A 22288-nucleotide genomic window follows, 5' to 3' on the forward strand; every position below is an offset into this window, starting at 1 on the left:
GCGACCGGGCTGTGCCCGCCGGCCCCTAGCGCTGGCTTGTGTGCAGGGTCACGTTGACCGTGAGGCGGCGCAGCAACTCTGCCACGGTGCCGATTTCTTCATCGGTCAGTCCCACAGCCTCACCAATTGCAAGGGGGAGGTTGCGGATGTGCTGACGTAGTGCAGCGCCCTCTTCGGTTAGGGCAACCTCTACGACCCGCTCATCATCTGCCCGCCGCTCTCTTACCACTAGGCCGTTGGATTCGAGACGCTTGATCAGAGGCGTCAGGGTTCCGTAGTCGAGATGAACGGCAACAACCAGATCTTTCACTGTGGCGGTGCGCTGCTCCCAAAGCGCGAGCATCACCAGGTACTGAGGATAGGTAAGGCCAGCAGCATCGAGGAGCGGCCGATATGCACTGGTCACAGCGCGTGACGCCGCATAGAGCGTGAAGCAGAGCTGATCATCCAGAAGGAGTGAGGGTTCGCCCGGGTCCTCGGGGGGTGGCACGGGGTGGCCGCTTTTGCTCATGGTCCAGTTCCTCTGTCTAGGCGCGAGGACGGGCATCGCCCGAACCACTCATACAGTGTCTCATGCACATTTAACTTGCACACAACTCAATACGTGCGTGGTGTGAGCAGACCCTCTTCGACGCGGGGAGTGCGTGAAAGGCCAGGCCGAGACCAGGTCAGAAGCACCCGCAGACCCGTTGCGGTGGCGAGCGCCCACGCGTCTGAGCCCCGCGCTATATGCCGCAACATAGTCGGTGACGATGCCCGGCAGCAGTGTCTTGACCTATTGGCCGTCGGCTCCGTGTGGTACTGAGTGTGGCTGCCGCGGCCACGTGTGGTGGGGCCAACGCGAACCCGCCGGACAGGGAGCAAACTCGTCCACCTGGTCCGCACGTCTGCAGCCTGCGAGGTGACACTGGTCGGCATCGCTGGATCAACCGGCCCTCCCGCGCCACCTGCAGTCTGGGGCCACATTGTGCCCGGGGTCAGTCCGGGCAACTGCGATCGGGTAGCGAGCTTCGTTCTGGGCGGGCGGCGTCGTTGTGACGCCGCAACGCCCGCGTGGCGACAGGCCGTTTGGGTCGGGCGTTCTTCTGGGCGAATGGTGGGCGAGGCTTGTGCCGAAGCGGTGGGCAGTGGCAGTCGGGGGGCGGATTCCGCACCTTGATCTGCTGACGTCGCTCATCGCAGGCGATGCGCATACAGACAAGCCCCCGCCGTCGCCAGCGGGGAGGGCCGTCAGGCGAGGGCGGGGGCTTGCTGGTCCTCGTTGCCGTCTCGATATGGTCTCGGGACGGCGAAGGGATCTCTCCAGCGGGCCTGGCTATCGGGCTGCCATCAGATGATCGTCAATGTGATGTGGGGCCAGATGATCGGCAAAGGATCTGCAGGTTGCCGGATGTCAGAAGCGGTGGACGTAGGCCGCTGGTTAGTACCATGCGCCCCGGGGATCAAAGGCCGCTGTGGCGCTCTTCAATCCGGTGTCCTGATTGCGGGCATTCTCGAGCGAGGTTTGCATGTTCGCTGTTCCGATCTCGAGTCTGGCCGCGCCGAAACTGGTGTGGTAGACGAATTGATTGCGGAAGTCGACGCTCGGGTATCCGTCCCAGCCGACCAGGCGCGGGTAGAACCAGCCGCCCGTTGCGTTCTCCACCCAGTCGTCGTCGGCGTTGGCGAAGCGGAAGGCGTGCGTGGAGGGGTCGTCCTTGTGATACACGATCTTAGGGTGAGTGCCGCTTGGATCGAAGCGCACCTGGTCGCGCCACCGGGTTGTCCAATTGCCATGCGCTGATGCCGAGACGTACTTGGCCTGGTTGTCCTTCACCCATACGATGACGTGTTCCAAGTCGTGCCTGTGTCCACAGACCGTGCAGTGGTCCGAACTCTGGTCCTTCTCGAAGTAGCTTGCGTACATGATCGCGCACCAGCCGTTGTTGCACTTCGACCGCGAGTACTGGTTCGACTGCTCCAATCGGTTGGGATGGCGGCATCCGTCCCCAGCGACGAGACCTCCCAGCGGCAGCCCAGGATTGGGCTGCCAGGAGGGTGAAATGGCTGCGGTGGAGTAGCAGGCATCCATGTCGTAGTCGAGGGCTGGAGAGTATGTCTGTTCCAGCGTGCTGGCATTCTGTGGCAGCTTCTCGATCCAGTCGGCCTGAGCGGGCGTCGACATGGTCATGACCAGCGTGAAAGCGGCGAATATGCTCGCGGATGCGGCTCCCCGTCTTCTCTTTCGTTCGTTGAGTCTACGAGCCCGGAAAATGGACATGCGGAAGCCTCTCGTTTCGCTGACGGGTAATCAGAATTTGCGGTCCTGATGTGCTGATGGGAGTTCAGCAGAAGATTCAGGCACGGGACCTTGCGCCCTCAATGCGCTTTCGCGTTTGCGGATGCCGCACTGCTGCCAAATGGACGCATCTGAGGACGACTGGTCCGTTTCTCGAAGCTGACCCGGTGCCAACTGATCCAGCCGTGTCAGGCGTACCCTGCGCAACAGGTGCCGGCCGCTACGTCGTTGTAGAAGGCCGGCTCAACGCGCGCTTCTGACCGATGCACGAGCCTCCGGACAGCAGCACGCGCATCAGCATCGTCTTCGCGCATCAGTCTTTCCACCTGCTTCGGCTCCATCCGAAAGGTGACATGCGGGAGAAATCGATACAGGCGCCTGTGTGAGGACACAGGCCTTCATGGCCACCGATCTGGCCTACACGCGTGCAGGAGGCGCTGGAGTCGCTGCTCGGCCGGGACTTGGAGCGCGAACCCACTGGGTGTCGAACTCGGCGGTCCGGCCTGCACGAGCAGTGGAGGTTGTGCTTTGAGGGCAGAGGCGGGCCGTCAGAGTCGCCGGCGAGATCACCCAAGGGGCGACGCCCCAGCCAGCACGCGCCGGCGGTGGCGAGCTGGTCATCCACCTGACCCGGACGAGTGCGATCAGGATGGAAGAACGTTGTGATTGAAGCGGAAGACGTTGGACGGGTCATAGAGCCGCTTGACGTCAGAGAGCCTTCGGTATCGTTCGGGCCCGTACGCAGCGCGCACACTTTCAGCGTTCGTCGCCTCGTCCGGAGACAGGAAGTTCATCATGTTGCGCTCGAGCGTCCACGGCGCGAGGCCGTCCATCACCTTCGCCAAGTACTCCCTCATGCCCTGGACCTGGTCGGAACCGCCTACCCCGAAACCGAACACGACGAATGGAACGCCTCGTGTCGATACCGCGTTAGCGACTGCCGGCTGGCGGTCCAGCGCGCCACCGAGGGCGCGTATTTCCACGTTCGCCAGAGGGCAGCCGGACGCAGGTCCGACGAGTTCCACCAACGTATTCACGGTCTTGTCCGTGAACTCCGCGAGGCAGACGCTTCTGTCGACGTAGGGCATGGGGGCGACGGGGTCCAGGTGGATCTCCCCGAACGAAGCGAACGGCTTGTCTCCGACCAGGTCGAGCAGTGCCGGGGCGCTCCTACGGAGCGGGGCGAGCAGTCTTTCGCCATTGGCCGCATCACCGAGGTATCCGATCCGCAGATGCACCACGAATGCGCCGCGCAGCGGTTCAGGCAGGACTGGAAGGTCAGGCAGCCGCTGGATCCCGACCGACGAGGTCATCTCCTCGGGAACGGTGGGCACCCAGGCACTCCACGCTTCCAGCACCTGAGCCAGGTGCTCACCCGTGAAGTAGATTCCGCCGCCGTAGAACCGGCTCACCGGGAACAGGTCGAACTCGATCTCGGTCACCACGCCGAAGTTGCCCTTGCCACCGAGCAATGCCCAGAACAGATCGGGCATGCTGGAAGGGGTGACAGCGCGCAGTTCTCCGTCAGCTGTCACAACATTCAGCCTTCGGACGTGATCGGCGGCGTAGCCCTGCGTACGGCCGAGAAGTGGGCTTTGTCCGCCACCGAGGGTGTAGCCAATCACTCCCACATTGGGGGCGGAGCCAGCGATCGGCGCCAAGTCGAAGTCGGCGGTCTGTGCCACGACTTCGTGCCACAGCAGTCCCGCCTCGACGCGCACGGTACGCGCTTCCGGGTCTACGGACATCCCCTTCATCCGTCCGGTGGTGATCAACATGGCTCCTCGCGCCGCGGAAACCACCTGGTGACCAGAGGACTTCACTGCGATGGGCATTGCGTGACCGGCGGCAAACTGGACTGCGGTGCGAACGTCACTCTCACTGGTAGCCCCGACTACCAGTGCTGGCTCCAAGCGGCAGTTCAGGTTGTATGTCATGCACTCAACGTCATATCCCTCGACCCCAGGCGTGAGCACTGGACCGGCGACGGACTGCCGCAGGGAAGCCACATCCTGAGGCCGGAAGCTCACTCCGGCCTGACCCATCCCAATCATTTGCCCTCACAGTCCATCGAATTGCGGATCATTCGCCCCCGCAGCATCGCGCTCAGTCGCTACGGTCTCCATCCGATTCGACCTGATCCGAAAAGCGACATACAGCACGCGGCCTTCGCCGTCCGTGACCACCACGGATTTGACGGCGTTCTGCTTGTTCTTGCCGGAGATGAACTTGTCCCGGTCCTTGCGTCCAACGGCGGGCCTGCGGACCCGGACCTCGGTTCCGTCGACGATGCCGGTCTTCCCGCTCGCGCCGAGGTGGTCGACGACCTCGGCCAGGGACCGCAGCCGCACGTCGGGGCTGACGATGCAGCCTCGCTCGGCGAGCAGGGGCCGCACCTCGCCGATGGCCCGGGTGATCGTGGAGCGGTCCGCGCCGCACCAGCAGGCCGGCACGTCGTGGGTGACCCCGTGGCGAAGATGGACGAGCGTGGCCAGCAGCCGGTCGACGAACACCAGCCATTGCTTCGCACCTGCACCCACAGCCCGATTCCGCGGCCGGGAGGCAAGCCTGGCCTGGTGACGCTCGTGCCACAACGGCCCGATTTCGCCGACGATTTCGGCAATCACTGCGGCCGTCAGGCCCGTGATCCGCCGGTTGCTGATGATCACTGACGAGTCGCGTTCCCCGCCACCCGACCATGATCAACCATCCAGAGGCGGCGCCTCACCGCCAACCGTGCACCAGCTCATTAGTGGCAGCGCGGTTCAAATCGGCTGGGATTGGTGAGCCTCTCTGTCGCAAGCAGGGTGCAAGTCGATCCTGCGGGCCAGCGACTTGGCAAGGTGACTGAACACGTGGTCCGGGCAGCGGCAACGAAGCCGTCAGGTGACTCGCCCGGAGCCGTCGCGGCCGGCGGAGCGCATGAGTACCTGAGTTCAGGCTCTCCAGGTTCCGGTGCATGCGGCGGCGCTGAAGCCTGGCCCGACGCCGAGGAGGAGGCCTCTGCTGTCGGGGGCAGGCGGGTCTTGGTGGGTTCGGGCGAGGACGGATAGCACGGCGGGACCACCGAGGTTCCCGTTCTCTCGGAGCGTTGCCCATGCATGCCGACTCAATTTCGCTTTGTCGTCCGCCTTGAGCCCTTGGTCGATGCCGAGGGCTGTCTCGGTGTCTTCCAGGATGCGTGGTCCACCCGGGTGCAGGACGGCGAAGTCGATCTGATCGAGCTTCTCGCGTTGAAGGTGGGCCAGGAGGGCGGGTGCGACGTCGTTGACAGCGGTCACGGCTGACTTCTCGGAGTCGAAGTGCAGACCGTTGGCGTCGAGGCGGCCCCGATAGCGGTCGCGGCTGCGGGGGAGGGTGTATTCCCAGGTGCTGTCGATACGCAGTCCTGGTCCGAGTGGGCTGCTGGTGACGAGGCAGGCAGCGGCGGAGTCGCCGAAGAGGCTCTTGTAGATGGCGGCTTGAGGCGTAGTGTCCTTGTGGTTGTAGACGGTGCTCAGCATCTCTGCCACCACGACCAGCACCGTGCTGTCGGGGTGCGCGGCAACATGGTCCACGGCCTTCACCAGGGCGTGAGCCCCGCCGGCACAGCCCAGCGTGCTCATGGGAATGCGCCGCACCTCCGGCGCCAGGCCCAGTTCCTCGATCAAGTGGACATCCAGTCCGGGAACTGTCCACGACGTCGTATGCGACGTGACGACACAGTCGACGTCGGAGGCGTTGAGGCCGGCTGCGTCGAGTGCTTGGCGGGCTGCGCTGGTGCCGAGCTCGGCGGCGTCGGCGTAGGCAATCTTGTTGCGAACGGAGATCTGAGCGGTACCCGATATTGCCTGGTGGCTTAATGGCCGGGTGAAGCGACGGGTGGCCACTTGGGTGTGTCGGGCGTAACGGAGGATTGCTTTGAGATTGGGAAGGTGGGGCTGTTCACGTTCTATGTCCGCGCAGATCTCGTCCATGGTGATCTCGTGTGGCGGCAGCGCAATGCTGGGTTGCGAGACGTGCGCGTGTATCACGAGCGCCCCTTAGAGGTAGGTCCTTGGAGTCCGGGGCGTCGTGTGTGCGGGTGGGGGTCGATCCGCGTCAAGGTGGCTTGTAGGGGCATGTCCGTATTCTGGGGCGGCTTCCCTGGCGGGGATAAGTGGAGATCTGCACAAGCTCGGGAGCCGTGGCATGGGCGGGAAGTGCTAGTGGGTTTGTTCCTGTGGTTCGAAGACAACGATGATGACCCGCGCTCCCGGTGCGGCGAAAAGGTTGGCTGCGACCATCTTTGCCAGCCCGACTCCCCATAGTGGGTGTCGCAGACGCCGGTCGACTCCATCGGGGGCGATGGATGCGTCCGCGCCGTGGGCGTAGATCGGTCCGGCTGTCGGATCTGCCCTTACCGCTCTGTCGAGTTGGGCGAGGTCGGGGTTGTCAGGATGCTCGGCGAAGGCGTTGCGCAACTGCCCCGCGACGGACGGCGCCCATGTGGTCTCCCAGTCCATGAGCGTGGTCTTCGCCTCGTCGGCGAGCAGCATCCACCGTGCGGTGTTCCCGGGCACCTGACGGTTGCGGAACAGGTCGGCGAAGGGACGGTTGTGGGCGACGACTCGCCATGCCATGTCGGTCACGTACATCATGTGCCGCTGCCCGTCGCAAGCTGCCTGCCAGGTGGAGGGCACCGTCATGCCGACTTCCGGCGTCATAGGCCGCGTGGGCCGATGCCCCCGGGCGTGGAGCCACATCGTCGTATATTCGTCGGGCGTCAGGTGCAGCAGTTGGCCGACAGCCACGAGCAAGTCTTCGGGCGCGTTGGGGAGTTGCCCTCGCTCGAAGCGGCCATAGGTTTTGTCAGCCCTTCGGAGCAGCTGGTCCATGTGTGACTGGCTGAGGCCATCCTGCTTCGGGCCGGGCGTGTCTGCGGATCTAGCTGGCAGGCCGACGTGTTCCGGCCGTATCTCGGCTCGTTTCGGAGCTAGTAGCTGCTGCAGTGGATGGTCCATCCCCGTTGTCCCCCTGACGTTCTCCACGGCTGTCGCAGCGGCAAGTGCCACTGGACCGCGAATAGGTGCAGAAACGCTCCTGTAGATCGATCCTGGGCCCTTCGGTAATGATCTGACCCAGCCTCTTAGCCACTGTACAAGACGCAACAAGCAGTTGTCGTAGGCAAATACGCGAGTCGACGAGCGAAGGGAAGGTGGCCGGGCGATGGCGCGATCGGTTCTGGTCGCTGAAGGCGCGCGCGGCGCCCACCTGGCGGTAGCTGAGCGATTCGCCGCTTGTCACGACGGGTCGCGCTCACGTACGGCACCCAGCCGCCTCTGCACACGCATTGCCTTGCTGTTGCCTGTCTGGATCAGACGAGTACGGCTGCCGTCTGTGCGGCGTTCGATGAAGTGGAGGACGCCCCCCGGGGGTGGTCGAGGTACTTGCCGCGCTTGTGGACCTGGTCCCCAAGGGAATGGTTCTGGGCCAATGCGCAGTCTCCGGTGCCTCCGGGGCGGAAGCTGTTGCCGCGGTCCCGCTACTGATACGGGCGGTGGCCGAACTGGTCGTCTTGACCGCCGCGCCACTACACGTCCATTTCCTCGATGGCCTGTCCCAGCTCGTAGACGGCCCTCTCCAGCGAACTCGCCTGCCAACGCATCGCGGTGGGCGCTGTCGCCCACCGACCGCGCACGAACAGAGCACCGCAGAAGCCGTCTGCCGAGGTCGCACATCTACAGTGCCACGCACCTCAGAAGGTCGTCGAGGCAGCTGAATCCCTGGCGTCCGGAATCGGGGACATGACGGGAACCGTCAGCTCCGTCCCGGCTTGCCGGACAGATCGGCAACCAAACGAACAGGAAGCACGGCAAATTTCGACCGCCACTTGAAACACCAAATGGCGAATCAAGGAGTGATAGTGCCCACCCTCGGAGCCCTCGTCGACGACCGCACCGAACTCGAACTGCGCTTCATCGAGGGGCAAGGGCTGCTCCAGACACATGCAACGGCGAAGGTGACACTCCTGAACATGGCCACCGAGGAAGACATCCTCCAGGGCCGGCTCCACCTGTCCCAACCCGCCGGAGCTCTCCTACTGGTCCACCTCACCAGCGGCGGACACATCGACAACACGCTAGCTCTCGCCATCGAACGTGTCCTGCCCGCGCTGGCCAAATACCGTGCCTCGGGCCTTGCCCTGGCCGTCCCCGACCACTCGGCTCTGGCCCTGCGCCCCTCGATCAAGGCGGCAGCACGGAGACTTCGGATCCCGCTTCTGTCCACGACCGCGGGTGAAGCGATCTGGGACAGCGCGCATGAGGGCATCCGCCACTGTCGGCTGCAGTACGCGGAACGCCAAGTCGAGAGATTGACCGGCCTCGTGGGCAGCCTGCCTGCCCAGTGGGCCGATGCCACCGCGCTCGCGAACATCACGGACTGGCTGTCCGACGCGCTTGAGGCGCAAGTCCTGGTCAGCGAACCGGAGCGAGGCGTGCTCTCCGCCGCACCCGACACTGCGGCGGAACAACTGACCTATGTTGTCGGCCAGGACCGCGACGAGATCGACTCCTGCAACGAAGCGGCACAGAGCGGCATCCACACTCGCGTCGTGTCGATCGCACCCACTCGCCAGGGGGAGGCCGTTCTCACCGTCTACGCCGACCGCCCATTCGACAGAGCCGACAACCACCTGATCACGCACGCTGCCAAGGTGCTGGGCCTGGTGGACCAGGCCCAGCGCGACTACGCCACCATCACCCAGTCCGCGCGCGAGGCCCGTTCGATCAGCTACCAATTGCTGATGAACGGCGAAACGGACAAGGCCCAGCGAGTGATGCAAGGACTGTCCGTTGGCCTCACCGACGCCGAAGCGGCGCGGGTCTACATCATCGACTGCGGGAGCGGGGAGCAGCGGGAGCTGAGTATCCGACGCTGCGAAATGGCCACCGCCGGCCGTGCCATGGTCGTGAGATGCCCGGCCGAGGAGAACCACATTGTCATCGTGGAACCCGTTCAAGGCCCACAAGGCGAACCGAACCAGGCCAGCATCGCGCCCGACCTCCAGCGCCTGGTGCTGTCGCTGACCGGCCACCACCTGGGCGGCAGCGGCCACCGGCTGCTCACCATGATCGCTGCAGCGCACGAAGAGGCCCAGACCGCACTGCGCTTCACGAAGCACGCCCGCGAGCCGTACGCCCTCACCGAAGGCAACACCAACCTCGTCGACCTGCTGGACCCGAAGGCTGCACGAACCTGGGCACTGCGACAGCTGGCACCCATCCGCCAGGAGCTGGCACCTCCTCAGGCGGAACAGCTGGAACGGACGCTCTCCGTGGCGTTCAACCACCCACGAAACACCGCCGCCCGCATGCTCGCAGTCCACCGCAACACCGTCGCCACCCGTCTGAACCGGGCCGGCGAACTGCTGGACCGGGACCTGAACGGCATCCTCAACCGCGTAGTCGTCGGTCTCGCGATAGACGTCGCCGCCGGCCCGGACCAAGTCCACGGCGAAACGTCCGCAGGCAGAATCGAGCTGTCCGACCTTCTAACAAGCCCCCCAGTCCGGAGCTGGGCGGAGACCCTCCTCAAGCCGGTGATCGCCGACCGCCGGAAACTCTCCCGGACACTAACAACATGGCTGGAGACCGACCGGAACGTAGAGAAGACAGCCACGTCACTCGGCCTGTCCGAGGCCACCATCCGAAGTCACTTGAAGACGATCGAAGTACTCACGAGCCGACGCCTCAATACGCTGCACGGCCTGAGGGATCTCACAGTCGCACTAGCCGTCTGCTCTCCGGCGCATATCCGCCGCGCCCTGTTTCTCGTCGCGGCCTGAAGGATCCTGCCACACCTTGCAGCCCCCATGCGGCGGTTTCGGTCCGGCTCAACCAACGGGCGACAAGGTCATCCCTACTGGCTGCTGGGGACCCAGATGCTACGCCCCCGCACACCCGCTGGCCCCACCGCTGGGTCCTCAAACGCGGCCTGGCCTGAAAATGATGAACGCCCGCCGCCAGCCCGCGCGTCGACTCGCTTGTCCAACACTACGAGACGCTGATTCCCTGTACAGCCATCATCCTGATGGCCAGGCGCTTGCCCCGCGGCTTCAGACAGTCTCACAGCCCGCGATGACCTGGGCCCGCTGACGCCTGGGAACGAAGGGCATCACCCAATTACCTAGCAGGTATGTTGGGGCTTGCTAGGCGCACCTTTACTCATCTGCAAGTTGGCCGATAGGCAGGGTCCTTGCGCCCCAGGTCGGGGGGGTGAACGCGTCTGCATGATTCCTCTGATGAGTGTGCAAGGGTTCATACCCGAACCCTCAATCTGTGCATACGTTCAATACCGTATCGGTTGTCATGCACTTAGCGTGAAGCCCGTTAGGAACTACGCACCTCTCAACTCCTGGGGGTTTTCCGTGTCATTCGGTCGTGCTGCTGTCATCGGGTCAGTGCAGGATGCCGCCCCGATTACCGCTGAGCTGTGGGCGTCAGGCGCCGAGGTGCGCACCTGGCTTCTGCCTGACGGCTGCACCGGCCAGGAAGCGGCTGTTCTCGCCGAGCTCGCAGTCGTGGGCGCCGACTGGGAGGAGTTGCTGACCAGGGCAGAGGTCACCGTTACAGCCGTGCGTAACGCAGAAATTCTGCACAGCGCCGTCGTTCCTTACGTTCTTCCGCGTCTGCCGATCGGGGCCTTGTGGCTGAACCTCTGGGAGACCACGGCCCAAGATGCGAGCATCCTGCAGCAGGCTGCCGCCGAGCACGGAATCACCTTCCTGAACGCGATCGGCTCCAACCCGCAGTCCAGTCCGGCACCAGCATCATCCCCGCATTCGTGCTCCACAGCGAATACACCAACCTTCCCTGCGAGCAAGGTGCGGCAAAGCCAGTCTCCGGAGCTGTCCACTCCCCGACCTGGTGAAGCCCACACAACGCCTGCAGGAATTTCGACCCCTTCGCGCAACACATCCGCTGCGGGAACTCAGTCTCCGCTCCGGGATCCGACCTGGGACATCTGCGGCAGCGACAGCACTCGCCGTGGAGAAGGGGGCCAGTTCCGTTGACCTGCCGCATCCTCCCGGGTGCGCACGGGTGCCGGCCCGAAGGCCGGCAACCCTGACTCGCGCCGAGTCAACCACCAGCAGACCAACCGATCCGCCGGGGCTCGCTGCCGTGTTGGAGCACGTCAGCGCCGCCAGGATAGACCAGCTGCCCCTTGCCGGGACAGGCCGGACGAGTCTTCGTCCCGCCCGGTCCATCCTGTGCGCCGAGCCCTCTGGATCAGACAGAGGGACGTCGATGACATCTCGAGCAGGCCGCGCTGCGGCCGCACCGCCGCTCTTGGGCGAGCGAGCGCCGAGCCCGTACGCCCACAGTGCGGGCCGGCCCCACATTCACACGACCGTCGGCATTGGCTCGTCAGGCGGTCAGCCATCGGCCCCGGCTTCTAGCTAGCCGAAGGGGCCGGCCGCTGGGGGGAGCTGACACTCCCTTGTGCGGCGGCGCCGGCAGGAGCTGCACAGCTCCCCAGCACAGCTCCTGCCGGCGCCACCATCTCCGTCACCGGCGCAATCCGTATTGCCCTCTGGCAGCCTCCTCACGCCGGCCCGGCAGACGACGGCCCTTTCGACGCCTGAGCTGCTACCAACTGACTGCCGCGTCCTGCCCGCTCTGTGCCCGCAGGTCGCCGGCATGGCACCGGATTCATTCATCACGCCCGAGAACCGGGCGCATCTCTCCACACCCATTGATGCCCTATATGTGGCATTCATTCTTGAAGGGTTCTGTCCGCATGCCTCTCAACCGCCGCAAGACCGCGACCGCCCTCCTCGCTGCGGTCGCAGCAACCGGCAGCCTCCTCGCCACGGCCGCGCCCGCCAGCGCGGCGCCCAACTGGCAGTGCAAGGCGACCACGAAGATTCTGTCGCTGCCGAACAAGCCGGACGTCGCCGTGACGGTCGACATCTGCCTCGCCTTCACCGGATCTTCCGGCAGCTACCGCGGCTACGAGGCGTACGTGCGCAAGGTGTCGTGGGACGGCACCGGCTTCGGCATGGGCGGCAAGCGCCTGAACCACGCCTACGTTCAAATTCGCGCCGAGCACAAGGACCGCCCCATGGCGACACGCACCGAGCGGGTCGACGACTACATCAACGGCTCCGAAGCCGGTTGGCGCGGGGCTTTCTACGAGAACGCCAGGTACTGGGGTACCAAGCGCACTTTCACCGCCGACGGGGCGCTGTACGCGGACATCGCCAACGACGGCAAGGGCTATATCCGCTACGACCTGGCCGGTACCCGCGCCGTATAGCCGCGGGGCCTCCTGACGCTCTGCCCTCTCCAAGACCGGCCATGGCCGCCGCTTGATCCACCCTCTGCGGCGTGCCGTGGCCACCTGTGGGGGTGCCGCTGGTCCCCCTGGCGGCGCCCCCACACCTTCGACCGCGGGCCATGCCCTGCGGATGCCGCTTGACTCCGCTCAGGAGTACCTGTGCCCCGAACCAATGCTTATCCGCCTCCCGTCCGCTCCTCCGCCTCCGGCACCCGCTGGCCGCCCGTCATTTGGGTGCTGCTGCTGGGCACCTTCGCCGTGCGCAGCGCCGGCTTCGTGTATCCGTTCCTCTCCTTCCGGCTGGCCGAGCTGTCTCTGTCCACGGCCATCGTGGGCTATGTCCTGGCCGCGTTCGGCGCGGGCTGGCTGCTGGGCCAACTCCTGTGCGGATGGGGAGCCGACCGGTACGGCCGCCGCACCACGCTGATCAGCGCCATGGCTGTGGCGGCGGTGGCGATGCCTGCTCTGGCGTGGACGCAGTCCGCGGCCGCGGTGTTCGCCGCGGCCCTGGTCGCCGGCGTCGTGTACGACGCGCCCCGCGCCATCACCTCCGCGGTCATTGCAGACGTCTTCCCGACCGAGTCCGCGCGGACCCGGGTCAACGCGGCCCGCCACTTCGCCGTCAATGTCGGCGCCGGTCTGACTGGCGCTGCCGGTGGACTGCTGGCCGGCCGGGTCGACATCGACACCTTGTTCCTCATCAACGGCGCCGTGTGCGGCGTTTTCGGCATCGCAGCCCTCGCTGTCATGCCCACCGACCACCACTCGCGCTCAAAAGCTCCGTCGCTCGGGTCAGCAACGGATGGCTGCGGACAGGCGCTGCGCGATGGCCGGCTGTGGCTGCTGTGGCTGGCCAGCCTCGCCGCGCTGACCTGCTGCGCTGCGATGTTCACCGTGCTGCCGATGCTGATGGCCGCCGACGGACTCGCCGCGAGCTCCTACGGCTTGACGCAGGTCGTCGCCGCGATCGTGGTCATCGCACTGTCGCCGATCATCACGCCGTGGCTCACGCACCGCGCTGTCGCGGGAGCTCCGATGACGGGTCTGTTCGCCGCCAGCTCATTGCTGCTCGGCGTTGGTATGGGAACGGCCGGAGTTGCCTCCACCACCCCCGGCTACGCGGTCACCGTCACGCTCGCCGTGCCGGGGGAGATCATCTTGTTCATCGCGGCCAGCGACATCCTCAACCGCATCTCACCCGCCGACGCCCGAGGCCTGTATGCCGGGATCTGGGGCACCACGCTTGCGGTCGCGGTCGTTGTCTCGCCGCTCCTCGCTGCCTGGGCACTGAACACCGGCGGCGGCCGGCTCGCCGGCGCCACAATCCTGGCCTGCGGACTCACCGGCGCCCTGCTCTGCGGGCCACTGGCGGCCCTGACCAGGCCGAAACCGGTGCCCGGCCCGCCAGCCGCGGCACGCCACTCTCCGCACCAGGTGCCCGAACCATCCGGCGTCGGCCGGCTGGAGCGGCACGAGGGCGCCTTCCAAGGGAGCTGACCGATGCGTCATTTCGAAACCGGGAGACTGACCACAACGACCGGCAGCGTCAGCGTCCTTGCCTCTGCCGCACCAGCAATGGTCCGGGTGATTGAAGGCCCGCTCGCCCACACCTTCCTCGCCACGCAGTGGGCCGACCTGTTTCAGCAGGACCCGCTCGCTACGCCCTACCAGGCCCCGGGCTGGCTCGCCGCGCACGCCGACCAGCTCCCGTTGACCGCCAGTTTGATGATCCTGATGGCGGAGAGCACCGGCGGCCCTCGGGCTGCGCTTGCCGTCGTCCGCGATCGCACGGCCGGCGGCTGGCTGGAGGTGACACCGCTGTCGACGCCCACGGCCGAGTACGTTCGGATCGTCGGCCCGGACGCCGAACACCCCGCCGTCGCGGCCTCTTTGGCCGAGGCCCTGACCCGCCTCGATGCCGACGTCATGCTCCCCGACGTTTCCGCCACCAGCGCTCTCGGCCGGTACATCTCCTCGTGGCAGCACGCACTCACCCGCTGTGCCCGCATCCCCCTGCCCGTCCCCTACGCGGCCATGTCTCGCTCCACCCGCCGCGACCACCGGCGCCGTGAGCGCGACTGGGCAGCCCTCGCCAACCGCGGCCACACGATCGACTACCACCGCACCCAGAGCGCCGCCGAACTCTCCGACGTCTACGCGGTTCTGGCACATCTGCACCGCCGTCGCTGGAGGGCGAGCGGCCCGGAGCATCGGGTCACCTCCGCCGACGGCCGCCTGCGCACCGTTCTCGAGCGCTGCCCGGAGTCGGCGTTCATCGCCACCCTCAGCATCGACGGCAAGCCCGTGGCCGCCCAGTTGTGTCTGCACCGCGGCCGCCACGCCTACTCGATGCTCCCCGCGATGGATCCCGACCACGACGACCTCGCCCCAGGGCACGCACTCCTGCGTCACCTCACCGACGACCTCACCACCGCCGGATTCGCCTCCCTCGACCTCGGTCGCACCACCTGCGCACCAGGTCAGGTCGCCTACAAGCAGCAGTACGCGCCCACCTGGTCCGCCACCGTCACCGCGGTTCGCCGCACCCTGCCGTCCAGACCCGATGAGATGCGAGGAAACGCCTGATGTTCACCACTCCAGCGCCCGCGCCACTGGTGCCGCCCGAGAATCCCGCGGCGATCCAAGGCGGCGACCTCACCGCCTACCGGCCCGGTCAGATCACCGTCGACCTGTCCACCTGCACCAACCGCCTCGGCCCGCCCCCGCACGCGATCGCCGCTGTACGCCGGCTCCTCAGCGAGCGGCCCGACGACCTGGTGCCCCCGCCGTACGAACGCGCACAATCCCCGTACGTTGCGGAGAAGCGCTACCTACAGGCGTTCGCGGACCGGCTCGGCGCCGACATCAGCGACATGCTGCCCGGCCGCGGCGTCACCGAGTTCCTCACCATCCTGTCCCGCGTCCTGCGCGAGGAACGCGTCGCGGTCATCGCGCCCGACTACACCGAGACGATGCGGCTGTTCTCCTACACCACCTTCGTCTCCCCACCCGAGATTGCCCGGGACACCGTCGAACTGCGACTGGAACGCGTGCGCATGGCCCTGCGGACCGACGACGTGGTGATCCTCTCGAACCCGTCGAACCCGCTCGGGCACTTCATCCCAAGCAATGATCTGCTCCAGGCCGCCCGGGAGAATCCCGGCGCAGTGCTCGTGGTCGACGAGGAGTACATCGAGTTCCAGGGCGACAGTCTCAGCCTCGCCGGCGCGGACGCCGACAATCTGGTGGTCCTGCAGAGCACGGGCAAGACCTACGGGATGACGGGCTCCCGCGCCGGGATGCTCTGGACCCGCAACGAGCACATCCGCGACCTCGTAGGCGCACAGTTGATCCGCTGGCCCCTCTCCTTGCTGGACATCACGCTCGGCGTCGCTGCACTGGAAGACACCGCCTGGCTGACCACGGTGCGGGCCGTCATCCAGGACGATGCCCGCCGGCTGCAGCAGGTCCTGGCCGACCGGTTCGACGAGCTGGTAGTGCCCGCCGGCATTCACTACCGCTTTGTTCACCTCGCCGACCCGCGGCCGGTTGTCGAGCACCTCGCGGCGCATGGCACCGCGGTCCGCATGTTCGACGGCGCCGTGAACGGCGCCTGCGGCATCCGCATCATGGCCCCGAACGGACCGGCCGAACTCGCCGCCTTCTCGGCCGCGCTCGACACCCTCCCGGCCGGCTGGGGACGAGCATGAAACTCGTCCTCGACACCGACACCATCACCTACGAACAGGCCCAGCGCACCCTGCGCTCCCTCTACGGAAGGGAGAGCTCGCCCGAGGCGTCCGTCCGGCGGCCGCCGTATTCCGGCAAGTTCGTCCTCGAGCCGCTCCCCGGACCTGCAACGCTGGGGGAGGAGGCGTGAGCGAGCCGATACTGCACCTCGTCCTCGGCGCCACCGGCTTGGGCAAGACCCGTCTGTCCGTCGCGCTCGCTCGCGTCTACGACGGCTGCGCGGTCCTCGTGCTCGACCGCATCCAGTGCTACCCCGAACTGGCCATCGGATCCGCCCGGCCCACCAGCGACACGTTGCGTGGAACCACCCGCCTCTACCTCGACGACCGGCCGCTCTCCCCGCACGGCCCGATCGCCGCAGTCCCCGGCATCGACCGGCTGCTGCTCCACCTGCGGCAATGCCTGGAGGACGGCACCCGGGCGCTGGTCATCGAGGGCGGATCCATCTCACTGCTCCATGAATTCCTGGCGCGTCCGGGATGGTGCAGCGGCTGGGATCTGCGCGTGACCGCCTACACCGAGCAGAGCCTGGCCGCATACGAACTTGCGGTGGGGGAGCGGGTGGAGCGGATGCTCGGCTGCCGGATCCGCCGCGGCGAGGTCCGGACCCTGCTGGACGAGCTCGCCGACCTGTGGGACGACCCGCTCGCCCGCAAGCACGCCGCCGGCGTCCTCGGCTATGAGCAGGCCATCGATCTGTGCGAACTCAACGGCCTTAACCCCCGAGAACTCATAGAGCCGGCGGGACTGTTGTGGCGGGGGGAACTCACCGCACTGATCCGCGCTGCGCACCTTGCGTACGGCCGCCAGCAGCGACACGCACTCGCCGCAGCCTGGCCCATCCTGACAGCCCTGACAGAGAGCGCCGAACTGTGCGAGATCTGACCATCCCCGACGCGCAATGCATGCCCCGTGTTGCCGTGTTCTGCGGAGCAGCCGCCCCGACGGACGCCGTCTACGTGTCGGCCGCGGCCGCCATCGGAACGCACCTTGCCGAGCACGGCGTCCATATCGTCTACGGCGGCAGCCGGCTCGGCATGATGGGCGCCCTCGCGGACAGCGCCCTCGCCGCCGGCGCGCCGGTGACCGGCATCCTCCCGCGCGCCCTGAACACTCCGCGCATCACCCACTCCGGACTCACCACGCTGAAGACCGTGCCCGACACGGCTGCACGCCAGGACTGCTTCATGGAACTGGCCGACGCGTTCCTCGCACTGCCCGGAGGCCTTGGCACCCTCGACGAACTCACGGCCGTTTGGGCCAGCGCCGCCCATCAAGACCGCGCCAAGCCGATCGGGCTGCTCAACACCGACCGCTTCTACGACCCGCTGCTCACCTTCCTCAACGGCGCGGCGGCTGCCGGATATCTCGCTCACCACCCGCACCTGCGCCTCAACACCCTCGCCGTCGTCGACGATGACCCGGCCGGCCTCGTTGCCTCCCTCCTCACCCGCCTGACTCCAAGGCGGCCCGTACGCCGAGCGCTGGCCTCCACTCGGACGGGCACATGAACCCGGCGGTGCCGCCGGGCCGGTGCCCGCACCTGGCGGCAGGGGCAGGTCTCCACGAACGCCTTGCACACCTAAGGGAACGAACGCCAGTCAGCGAAGTCCTGCTCCACGGCCGGGTGCTGGCGTGGCTGGTCACGCGGGCTGCCGACATCGAAGAGGCCCTGACCAACCCCGTCTTCAGCAGCAGTGACCAGTGGCTCACCACTGACATGGACGGGCCGGCGCGGTCCACCGTCAAGATCTCCCTGATGGGCGTGGACGGCGCAGGGCACCGGCGTCTGCGCCAGGCCATAGGACGCCCGTTCAGCGCCCGCCTCGTCGAAGGACTGTGGGTGCCCATCCAGGTGCTGACCGATCACCTCGTCGACCAGGTCGCCGCACGTCTCGCCCAAGGCGACAGCGTCGACCTGGTCCACGAACTGGCACTCCCGCTGCCCCTGCACACCATCTGCGACCTCATGAACATCCCGCACGGCCATCGCGCCACGATCCACCAGCTCACCACTCGGCTCCTGGCACCCGCGACCGGGCCCGCGGAACGCGAACATGCCCTGCAGCAGCTCCGCCAGCACATCCATACACAGGCCCAGCAGAGCGCTGCCGAAGCCGACACGGACGGGGACGACACACTCACCGCGGACGAGATGGCGGACGCGGGGATCCTGCTTCTGATCGCGGGGTTCGAGACCACCGCGGCGCTCATCGCCAGCACCCTACTGACGCTCCTCAGCCGACCCGCCCGCTACCGGGAACTGGTCCGAGACCCGTCGCTGGTTGCCGCGGCGGTGAACGAAGTGGCCCGCCTCGAAGGGCCCGTGGCCTTTGGCGTCACCCGTTACACCAGCGCCGACGTCACCATCGCCGGCACGCGCATCCCCGCCGGACAGCGCGTACTGCTCAGCCTCGGCGCCGCGGACCGTGACCCGCGCCGCTGGCCGCAGCCCGACGAGTACGACCCGCACCGGAGCTCCGGGCGCATCCTCGCCTTCGGCCACGGCCCGCACTACTGCCTCGGCTCCCATCTCGCCCGCCTACAAGCCCAGACCACCATGGCCACGCTCACCCGCCGACTGCCGCACCTCGAACTCGCCGTACCGCCCCACACGATCCCCCGCCAGGACGGCATCTTCCACGGCCCGGCACGGCTCCCCGTACAAGTCAGCTCGTCCCGGAGGCCATGACGCCCGCTGGACCGCTAGCGAAACTGTTGCGCCTCCAGTTGCGTCTCTTTATTGAGTGGCGCCAAACAGATGAAGCTTGGATCGAGTCCGCGCAGACCGACCGGATTGCCGTTGCCATTCGCTCGATCAGTTCAAGGCGCCAAGCTTAGGCAGTGGATCAGGAGCGACACGCCTGCCCGGGCGGCGAGGGTGTTCCGCTTGGTGCTGGCGGAAGGTGGTGTTCTGCGCCAGGGTCGCTCCCAGGGAACGGGGGCTGGGTGTGCTGCGCCCACTCTGGCACCGGGAACTGACATGTCGGGCGGAAACACGCTCCCCATCTGAACCGGCTCTGGCGCCAGGTGACACAGCGAGGGGCCGTTAGTGGTGGCCATAGATCACGCCTTATGCTTCCTGCGGCACGAGAAGTGCTCGGGCAGCCCTTCGGGTCCTGGAAGGCTTGCGGGCTGACCGCAGCCGAAGCGGCAGAGCGGGATCGCTTGACCCGATGCGTCGCCTGGAACCCTGGTGGCCTCGGTTTCCCGGGGGCGGGACTCGAGGACGATCGCGCGGCTACCACGTCTCTGCTTCGGTTCAGCCCGTACCTCCGACGTCGGACGGTCTTCGGTGCACCTTTCGTGCCGGTCACCCTGTCGTACTGATGGCTGGCGCTCCTTGTCGTCCGGGGCGGGCCCGTTCGCCTCAAGGTACTGCTGCCACTGCTGTGCGGGGAGCCAACCGTGGTGGCCGCCCCGCTGGAACGGGATCCGCTCACCGGCCGCAGCTTCCAAGATGAACCGGGTGAGGGTCAGGCCGCCTTCTCCTGTGAAGGTGCTCGACTGATGGGCGGGCACGAGGACACGGTGCCAGCCCCCGCAGTACCCGGCGTCGGTGGGGTTCTCCGGGTCGTAGGGCTTCTCCGGGCACCGGGTGAGCGCGCCGGATTGGCTGCACTGACCCTCCTCCAGGACGAAGTTGCCGTCCTGGACCGCGATGGGGTTCTTCTGCACGCGGATGACGGAGGCCGGCAGGTTGGGTGTGCGGACGTAAGGGACTCTGCCGATGCCTGCGTGGTCGGGGTCGGCGAAGTCCCAGACCGACTGGATACCGCCGCGGCGCCGGAACCCCTCCCGTGCACGCATCCCGCGGGCTGTCTGGGCGCTCAGCTGAGGCTCGTAACCCAGGACGATGCCGTTGGCGCCGTTGATGCGTACATCGAGGCGCGCGTGCCCGTCAGCGGTCTGCGACTCGATGTTTGCGCGGAAGCCGTGATCTTCGGAGTCCTTCGCAACGCGTTCCTTGCGTGCGAGGTGTTCATCGGACTCGTGGCTGATGGGCTTTTCCCCGGGTTTCCGGTGGTGGGAGGCAAGCCATACGCCGTCACGCTGGACGAGGTACATGGGGACGCGACGGCCGCGGAGATCCCGGCAGTCGGGGCAAATGAGCCCGCGCTTTTCGACGGGGACACGTCCTCGCATGCGTAGGAGCACGTTCAGAAGGTCTAGGCCTTGCGGCACGCCGAGGTCGGCGCGGTCCAGATCGAGATTGCGGCCGGCCGGTTCGTAGTAGACGGGATTACGGAACAGGTCTTCGTCGCTGTCGATCTGAAGGTCGTCGTCCATCGGAGCTCCCCACAGCCGCCACGGGTAGGACTCACAACGCTACGGGGAGGGTATGACAATCGGGGCTGAACTGCGGAGACAGGACGCACTGAAAAGACAGGGGCAGTGGCCTACAGCGGGTCAGGTCCGCACAACTCGCAGCGCTTCCTGCGGATCTTCTTTTCTCGTAGCTCCTGTGCGGTGAACAGGGAGGGAAGACCGGGCCATGCCAAGTAGGACCGGCTGTGCCCGTGGCGGATTGCATCGATGCCCATCTCCATGGCCTCGACGCGCTTCTCGAGGCTCATAAGCGAACGGCAGTCCCATCGGTGCAGCCGGCTCGTGCTGGATCCCATGGCATAGGTCTTGCCCTCGTCGAGCTGTGCCTTCCACCGGGCAATGTCCTCGCGGGAACGTTGCCGCACGCTGCGAATTGAGGCGCAGTCCTGGCAGATGCCTTTCGTGTACTCGCATGAGCACATCCCGCAGTCGTCGCAGGGCACGCACATGTGGGCACGCCGTTCCGGCAAGGTGGGGGTCTCGTTGACTGTGATGACCTTGCCCTGGCCGGCGTGGTCCTTGAGGTCGGCGGTGCCCACGGACTCGAGCTCGGCAATGTACGGGAGCAGAGACTCGGTCGAGTGAAGGCCGGCCAGAGCTGCGATCTGATTCAGCCCGCTGTCCTCGGTCTCCAGGCTGGCCAGGAGCAGGACGTACACGAGGCGGGCGGTCGGAGTGAGCGCGGCGTTCATCACGGTGTCGCGGTCGACGAGGAAATCGGGTTGGACACGGGTGCGAATCACCGGCATGTGATGTCTCCTGAGAAGGTTCGAGCCGAGCGCGCGGGCCGGTCCGAACGGGGTGTCAAAGTGGGATGAGGCGCTTGTCGAATGCTTCCACGAGACGCCGGACGACGTAGTCGGGCATGCGGCGGTTCACGTCGTCCGCGAGCTCCACGCGTAAAGGGACGCCGAGTTCCAGCTGGATCTTCCACGAGAGGAAATTGGTCGATGGGTAGGCAGTGCCAGCCGATTCCCGGCCGGGGGTGAACCCGCGTGACGAAGGGATTGGTTGCGGCGGCGTGAACGACTCCCAGACATTCACGCCGAGAGAAGCAGCCGGCATCGCCATCTCGTTGTCCATGGAGATGTTGACGAACCGGAAGATGTTCTCGATTAGCTTGGCCACCTCGGCGACCTTGGTCCCGGACACAGTTATCGTGGTCTGAAAGATGCCGTCGTAGAAACCCTTGATCACGTCAAGTGATGTGGCGTCAATTCCGGACACCAATTTGGGTCCGCCCGCCGAACGACCACCTCTTGCTTCCCGGAGCGATACGCTCGGGACTGAATCCAGCCAGGAAGTCCACCCTACCTTTGAGGCCCGACGCCGTCTCCAGGATCGGCAGCAGCCGTTCCTCGGGGGTGCCGGGATAGGTCGTGGACTGCAGGACAACGGTCGGGCCGGGCCGAAGGTGCACCAGGACCCGGGCGCGGGACTCGACGTAGGCCGGCGCAGTCTGGTCTTCCCGGCGGCGATACAACAGATCGTGGTCGACCGTCACCTGACCTCCCTGCATGGGCGGACTAACCGCGCCAGGCGTTACACCCTAGGTATCCTCATGTCGCTGGGCTGCACGCTGCTTGAACGCAGGCCATAGTCACCGCGCGAAGCGTTACACCCTCGCAT

General features: G+C 66.4%; 20 protein-coding genes. 10 read left to right on the forward strand and 10 right to left on the reverse strand.

All coding sequences use genetic code 11. The features are described from left to right. Positions 1-25 precede the first annotated feature (25 nt). From OHA05_RS37775 to OHA05_RS37800, 6 genes are all read right to left on the reverse strand, one after another. Positions 26-511 (reverse strand): MarR family winged helix-turn-helix transcriptional regulator, encoded by a 486-nt coding sequence (locus OHA05_RS37775; protein ID WP_328863234.1) that lies wholly within the window; start codon positions 509-511, stop codon positions 26-28. A 909-nt stretch (positions 512-1420) separates the two neighbouring features. Beyond that, positions 1421-2170, reverse strand: coding sequence for an NPP1 family protein (locus OHA05_RS37780; protein WP_328863235.1), 750 nt, complete (start codon positions 2168-2170; stop codon positions 1421-1423). A gap of 752 nt (positions 2171-2922) precedes the next feature. Beyond that, entirely contained in the window at positions 2923-4332 is a 1410-nt protein-coding gene (locus OHA05_RS37785; protein ID WP_328863236.1) for an FAD-binding oxidoreductase, read from the reverse strand. 6 nt (positions 4333-4338) lie between these two features. Next, a complete protein-coding gene (locus OHA05_RS37790; protein WP_328863237.1) occupies positions 4339-4947 on the reverse strand; it encodes a transposase family protein in 609 nt (202 codons plus the stop codon). Positions 4948-5214: 267 nt separating this feature from the next. Further along, positions 5215-6234 (reverse strand): PhlD, encoded by a 1020-nt coding sequence (locus OHA05_RS37795; protein WP_328863238.1) that lies wholly within the window; start codon positions 6232-6234, stop codon positions 5215-5217. Between the two features lie 228 nt (positions 6235-6462). Further along, positions 6463-7134 (reverse strand): MmyB family transcriptional regulator, encoded by a 672-nt coding sequence (locus OHA05_RS37800; protein ID WP_328863239.1) that lies wholly within the window; start codon positions 7132-7134, stop codon positions 6463-6465. 1028 nt (positions 7135-8162) lie between these two features. On the opposite strand from OHA05_RS37800, the gene OHA05_RS37805 reads away from it, so the two are divergent. The 10 genes from OHA05_RS37805 to OHA05_RS37850 all read left to right on the forward strand — a co-directional run bounded on the left by OHA05_RS37805 (position 8163) and on the right by OHA05_RS37850 (position 19022). After that, on the forward strand, positions 8163-10085 hold the full coding sequence (locus OHA05_RS37805; RefSeq protein WP_328863240.1) for a helix-turn-helix domain-containing protein: 1923 nt from the start codon (positions 8163-8165) through the stop codon (positions 10083-10085). Positions 10086-10700: 615 nt separating this feature from the next. Continuing rightward, entirely contained in the window at positions 10701-11312 is a 612-nt protein-coding gene (locus tag OHA05_RS37810) for a hypothetical protein (RefSeq protein WP_328863241.1), read from the forward strand. 728 nt (positions 11313-12040) lie between these two features. Next, positions 12041-12559 carry a hypothetical protein gene (locus OHA05_RS37815; protein ID WP_328863242.1) on the forward strand — a complete coding sequence of 173 codons (519 nt, stop codon included), beginning with the start codon at positions 12041-12043 and terminating at the stop codon, positions 12557-12559. Positions 12560-12739: 180 nt separating this feature from the next. Further along, entirely contained in the window at positions 12740-14077 is a 1338-nt protein-coding gene (locus OHA05_RS37820) for an MFS transporter (RefSeq protein WP_328863243.1), read from the forward strand. 87 nt (positions 14078-14164) lie between these two features. Beyond that, positions 14165-15166: a GNAT family N-acetyltransferase gene (locus OHA05_RS37825; protein ID WP_328863244.1), complete on the forward strand. Its 1002-nt coding sequence runs from the start codon at positions 14165-14167 to the stop codon at positions 15164-15166. Beyond that, positions 15166-16290: an aminotransferase class I/II-fold pyridoxal phosphate-dependent enzyme gene (locus OHA05_RS37830; RefSeq protein ID WP_328863245.1), complete on the forward strand. Its 1125-nt coding sequence runs from the start codon at positions 15166-15168 to the stop codon at positions 16288-16290. Before OHA05_RS37825 ends, OHA05_RS37830 begins: the two co-directional genes overlap by 1 nt. Further along, entirely contained in the window at positions 16287-16460 is a 174-nt protein-coding gene (locus tag OHA05_RS37835) for a hypothetical protein (protein ID WP_328863246.1), read from the forward strand. Before OHA05_RS37830 ends, OHA05_RS37835 begins: the two co-directional genes overlap by 4 nt. Further along, the gene (locus OHA05_RS37840) at positions 16457-17215 is read left to right on the forward strand and encodes an isopentenyl transferase family protein (RefSeq protein WP_328863247.1); all 759 of its coding nucleotides are present in this window, start codon (positions 16457-16459) and stop codon (positions 17213-17215) included. Before OHA05_RS37835 ends, OHA05_RS37840 begins: the two co-directional genes overlap by 4 nt. Before the next feature lie 20 nt (positions 17216-17235). Then, entirely contained in the window at positions 17236-17841 is a 606-nt protein-coding gene (locus OHA05_RS37845; RefSeq protein ID WP_328863248.1) for a TIGR00730 family Rossman fold protein, read from the forward strand. Positions 17842-17957: 116 nt separating this feature from the next. Beyond that, the gene (locus OHA05_RS37850; RefSeq protein WP_328863249.1) at positions 17958-19022 is read left to right on the forward strand and encodes a cytochrome P450; all 1065 of its coding nucleotides are present in this window, start codon (positions 17958-17960) and stop codon (positions 19020-19022) included. Positions 19023-19396: 374 nt separating this feature from the next. Here OHA05_RS37850 and OHA05_RS37855 read toward each other — a convergent pair whose 3' ends face one another. The 4 genes from OHA05_RS37855 to OHA05_RS37870 all read right to left on the reverse strand — a co-directional run bounded on the left by OHA05_RS37855 (position 19397) and on the right by OHA05_RS37870 (position 22163). Further along, positions 19397-20620, reverse strand: coding sequence for a hypothetical protein (locus tag OHA05_RS37855; RefSeq protein ID WP_328863250.1), 1224 nt, complete (start codon positions 20618-20620; stop codon positions 19397-19399). A gap of 110 nt (positions 20621-20730) precedes the next feature. Continuing rightward, positions 20731-21408, reverse strand: a complete 678-nt coding sequence (locus tag OHA05_RS37860; protein ID WP_328863251.1) for a hypothetical protein — start codon at positions 21406-21408, stop codon at positions 20731-20733. A 55-nt stretch (positions 21409-21463) separates the two neighbouring features. Further along, a complete protein-coding gene (locus OHA05_RS37865) occupies positions 21464-21886 on the reverse strand; it encodes a hypothetical protein (protein WP_328863252.1) in 423 nt (140 codons plus the stop codon). Then, positions 21873-22163, reverse strand: a complete 291-nt coding sequence (locus tag OHA05_RS37870) for a hypothetical protein (RefSeq protein ID WP_328863253.1) — start codon at positions 22161-22163, stop codon at positions 21873-21875. Before OHA05_RS37870 ends, OHA05_RS37865 begins: the two co-directional genes overlap by 14 nt. Between the last annotated feature and the right edge of the window lie 125 nt (positions 22164-22288).

Origin of the sequence: Streptomyces sp. NBC_00306 (genome assembly GCF_036169555.1) — a bacterium.
GTDB classification, from domain to species: Bacteria; Actinomycetota; Actinomycetes; order Streptomycetales; family Streptomycetaceae; genus Streptomyces; species Streptomyces achmelvichensis.

Bases quoted from the DNA above. Each gene is read 5' to 3' on its own strand.
- OHA05_RS37775 (WP_328863234.1), bottom strand. From the start codon at position 511: ATGAGCAAAAGCGGCCACCCCGTGCCACCCCCCGAGGACCCGGGCGAA.
- OHA05_RS37780 (WP_328863235.1), bottom strand. From the start codon at position 2,170: ATGACCATGTCGACGCCCGCTCAGGCCGACTGGATCGAGAAGCTGCCA.
- OHA05_RS37785 (WP_328863236.1), bottom strand. From the start codon at position 4,332: ATGATTGGGATGGGTCAGGCCGGAGTGAGCTTCCGGCCTCAGGATGTG.
- OHA05_RS37795 (WP_328863238.1), bottom strand. From the start codon at position 6,234: ATGGACGAGATCTGCGCGGACATAGAACGTGAACAGCCCCACCTTCCC.
- OHA05_RS37800 (WP_328863239.1), bottom strand. From the start codon at position 7,134: ATGGACCAGCTGCTCCGAAGGGCTGACAAAACCTATGGCCGCTTCGAG.
- OHA05_RS37815 (WP_328863242.1), top strand. From the start codon at position 12,041: ATGCCTCTCAACCGCCGCAAGACCGCGACCGCCCTCCTCGCTGCGGTC.
- OHA05_RS37830 (WP_328863245.1), top strand. From the start codon at position 15,166: ATGTTCACCACTCCAGCGCCCGCGCCACTGGTGCCGCCCGAGAATCCC.
- OHA05_RS37835 (WP_328863246.1), top strand. From the start codon at position 16,287: ATGAAACTCGTCCTCGACACCGACACCATCACCTACGAACAGGCCCAG.
- OHA05_RS37845 (WP_328863248.1), top strand. From the start codon at position 17,236: ATGCCCCGTGTTGCCGTGTTCTGCGGAGCAGCCGCCCCGACGGACGCC.
- OHA05_RS37855 (WP_328863250.1), bottom strand. From the start codon at position 20,620: ATGGACGACGACCTTCAGATCGACAGCGACGAAGACCTGTTCCGTAAT.
- OHA05_RS37860 (WP_328863251.1), bottom strand. From the start codon at position 21,408: ATGCCGGTGATTCGCACCCGTGTCCAACCCGATTTCCTCGTCGACCGC.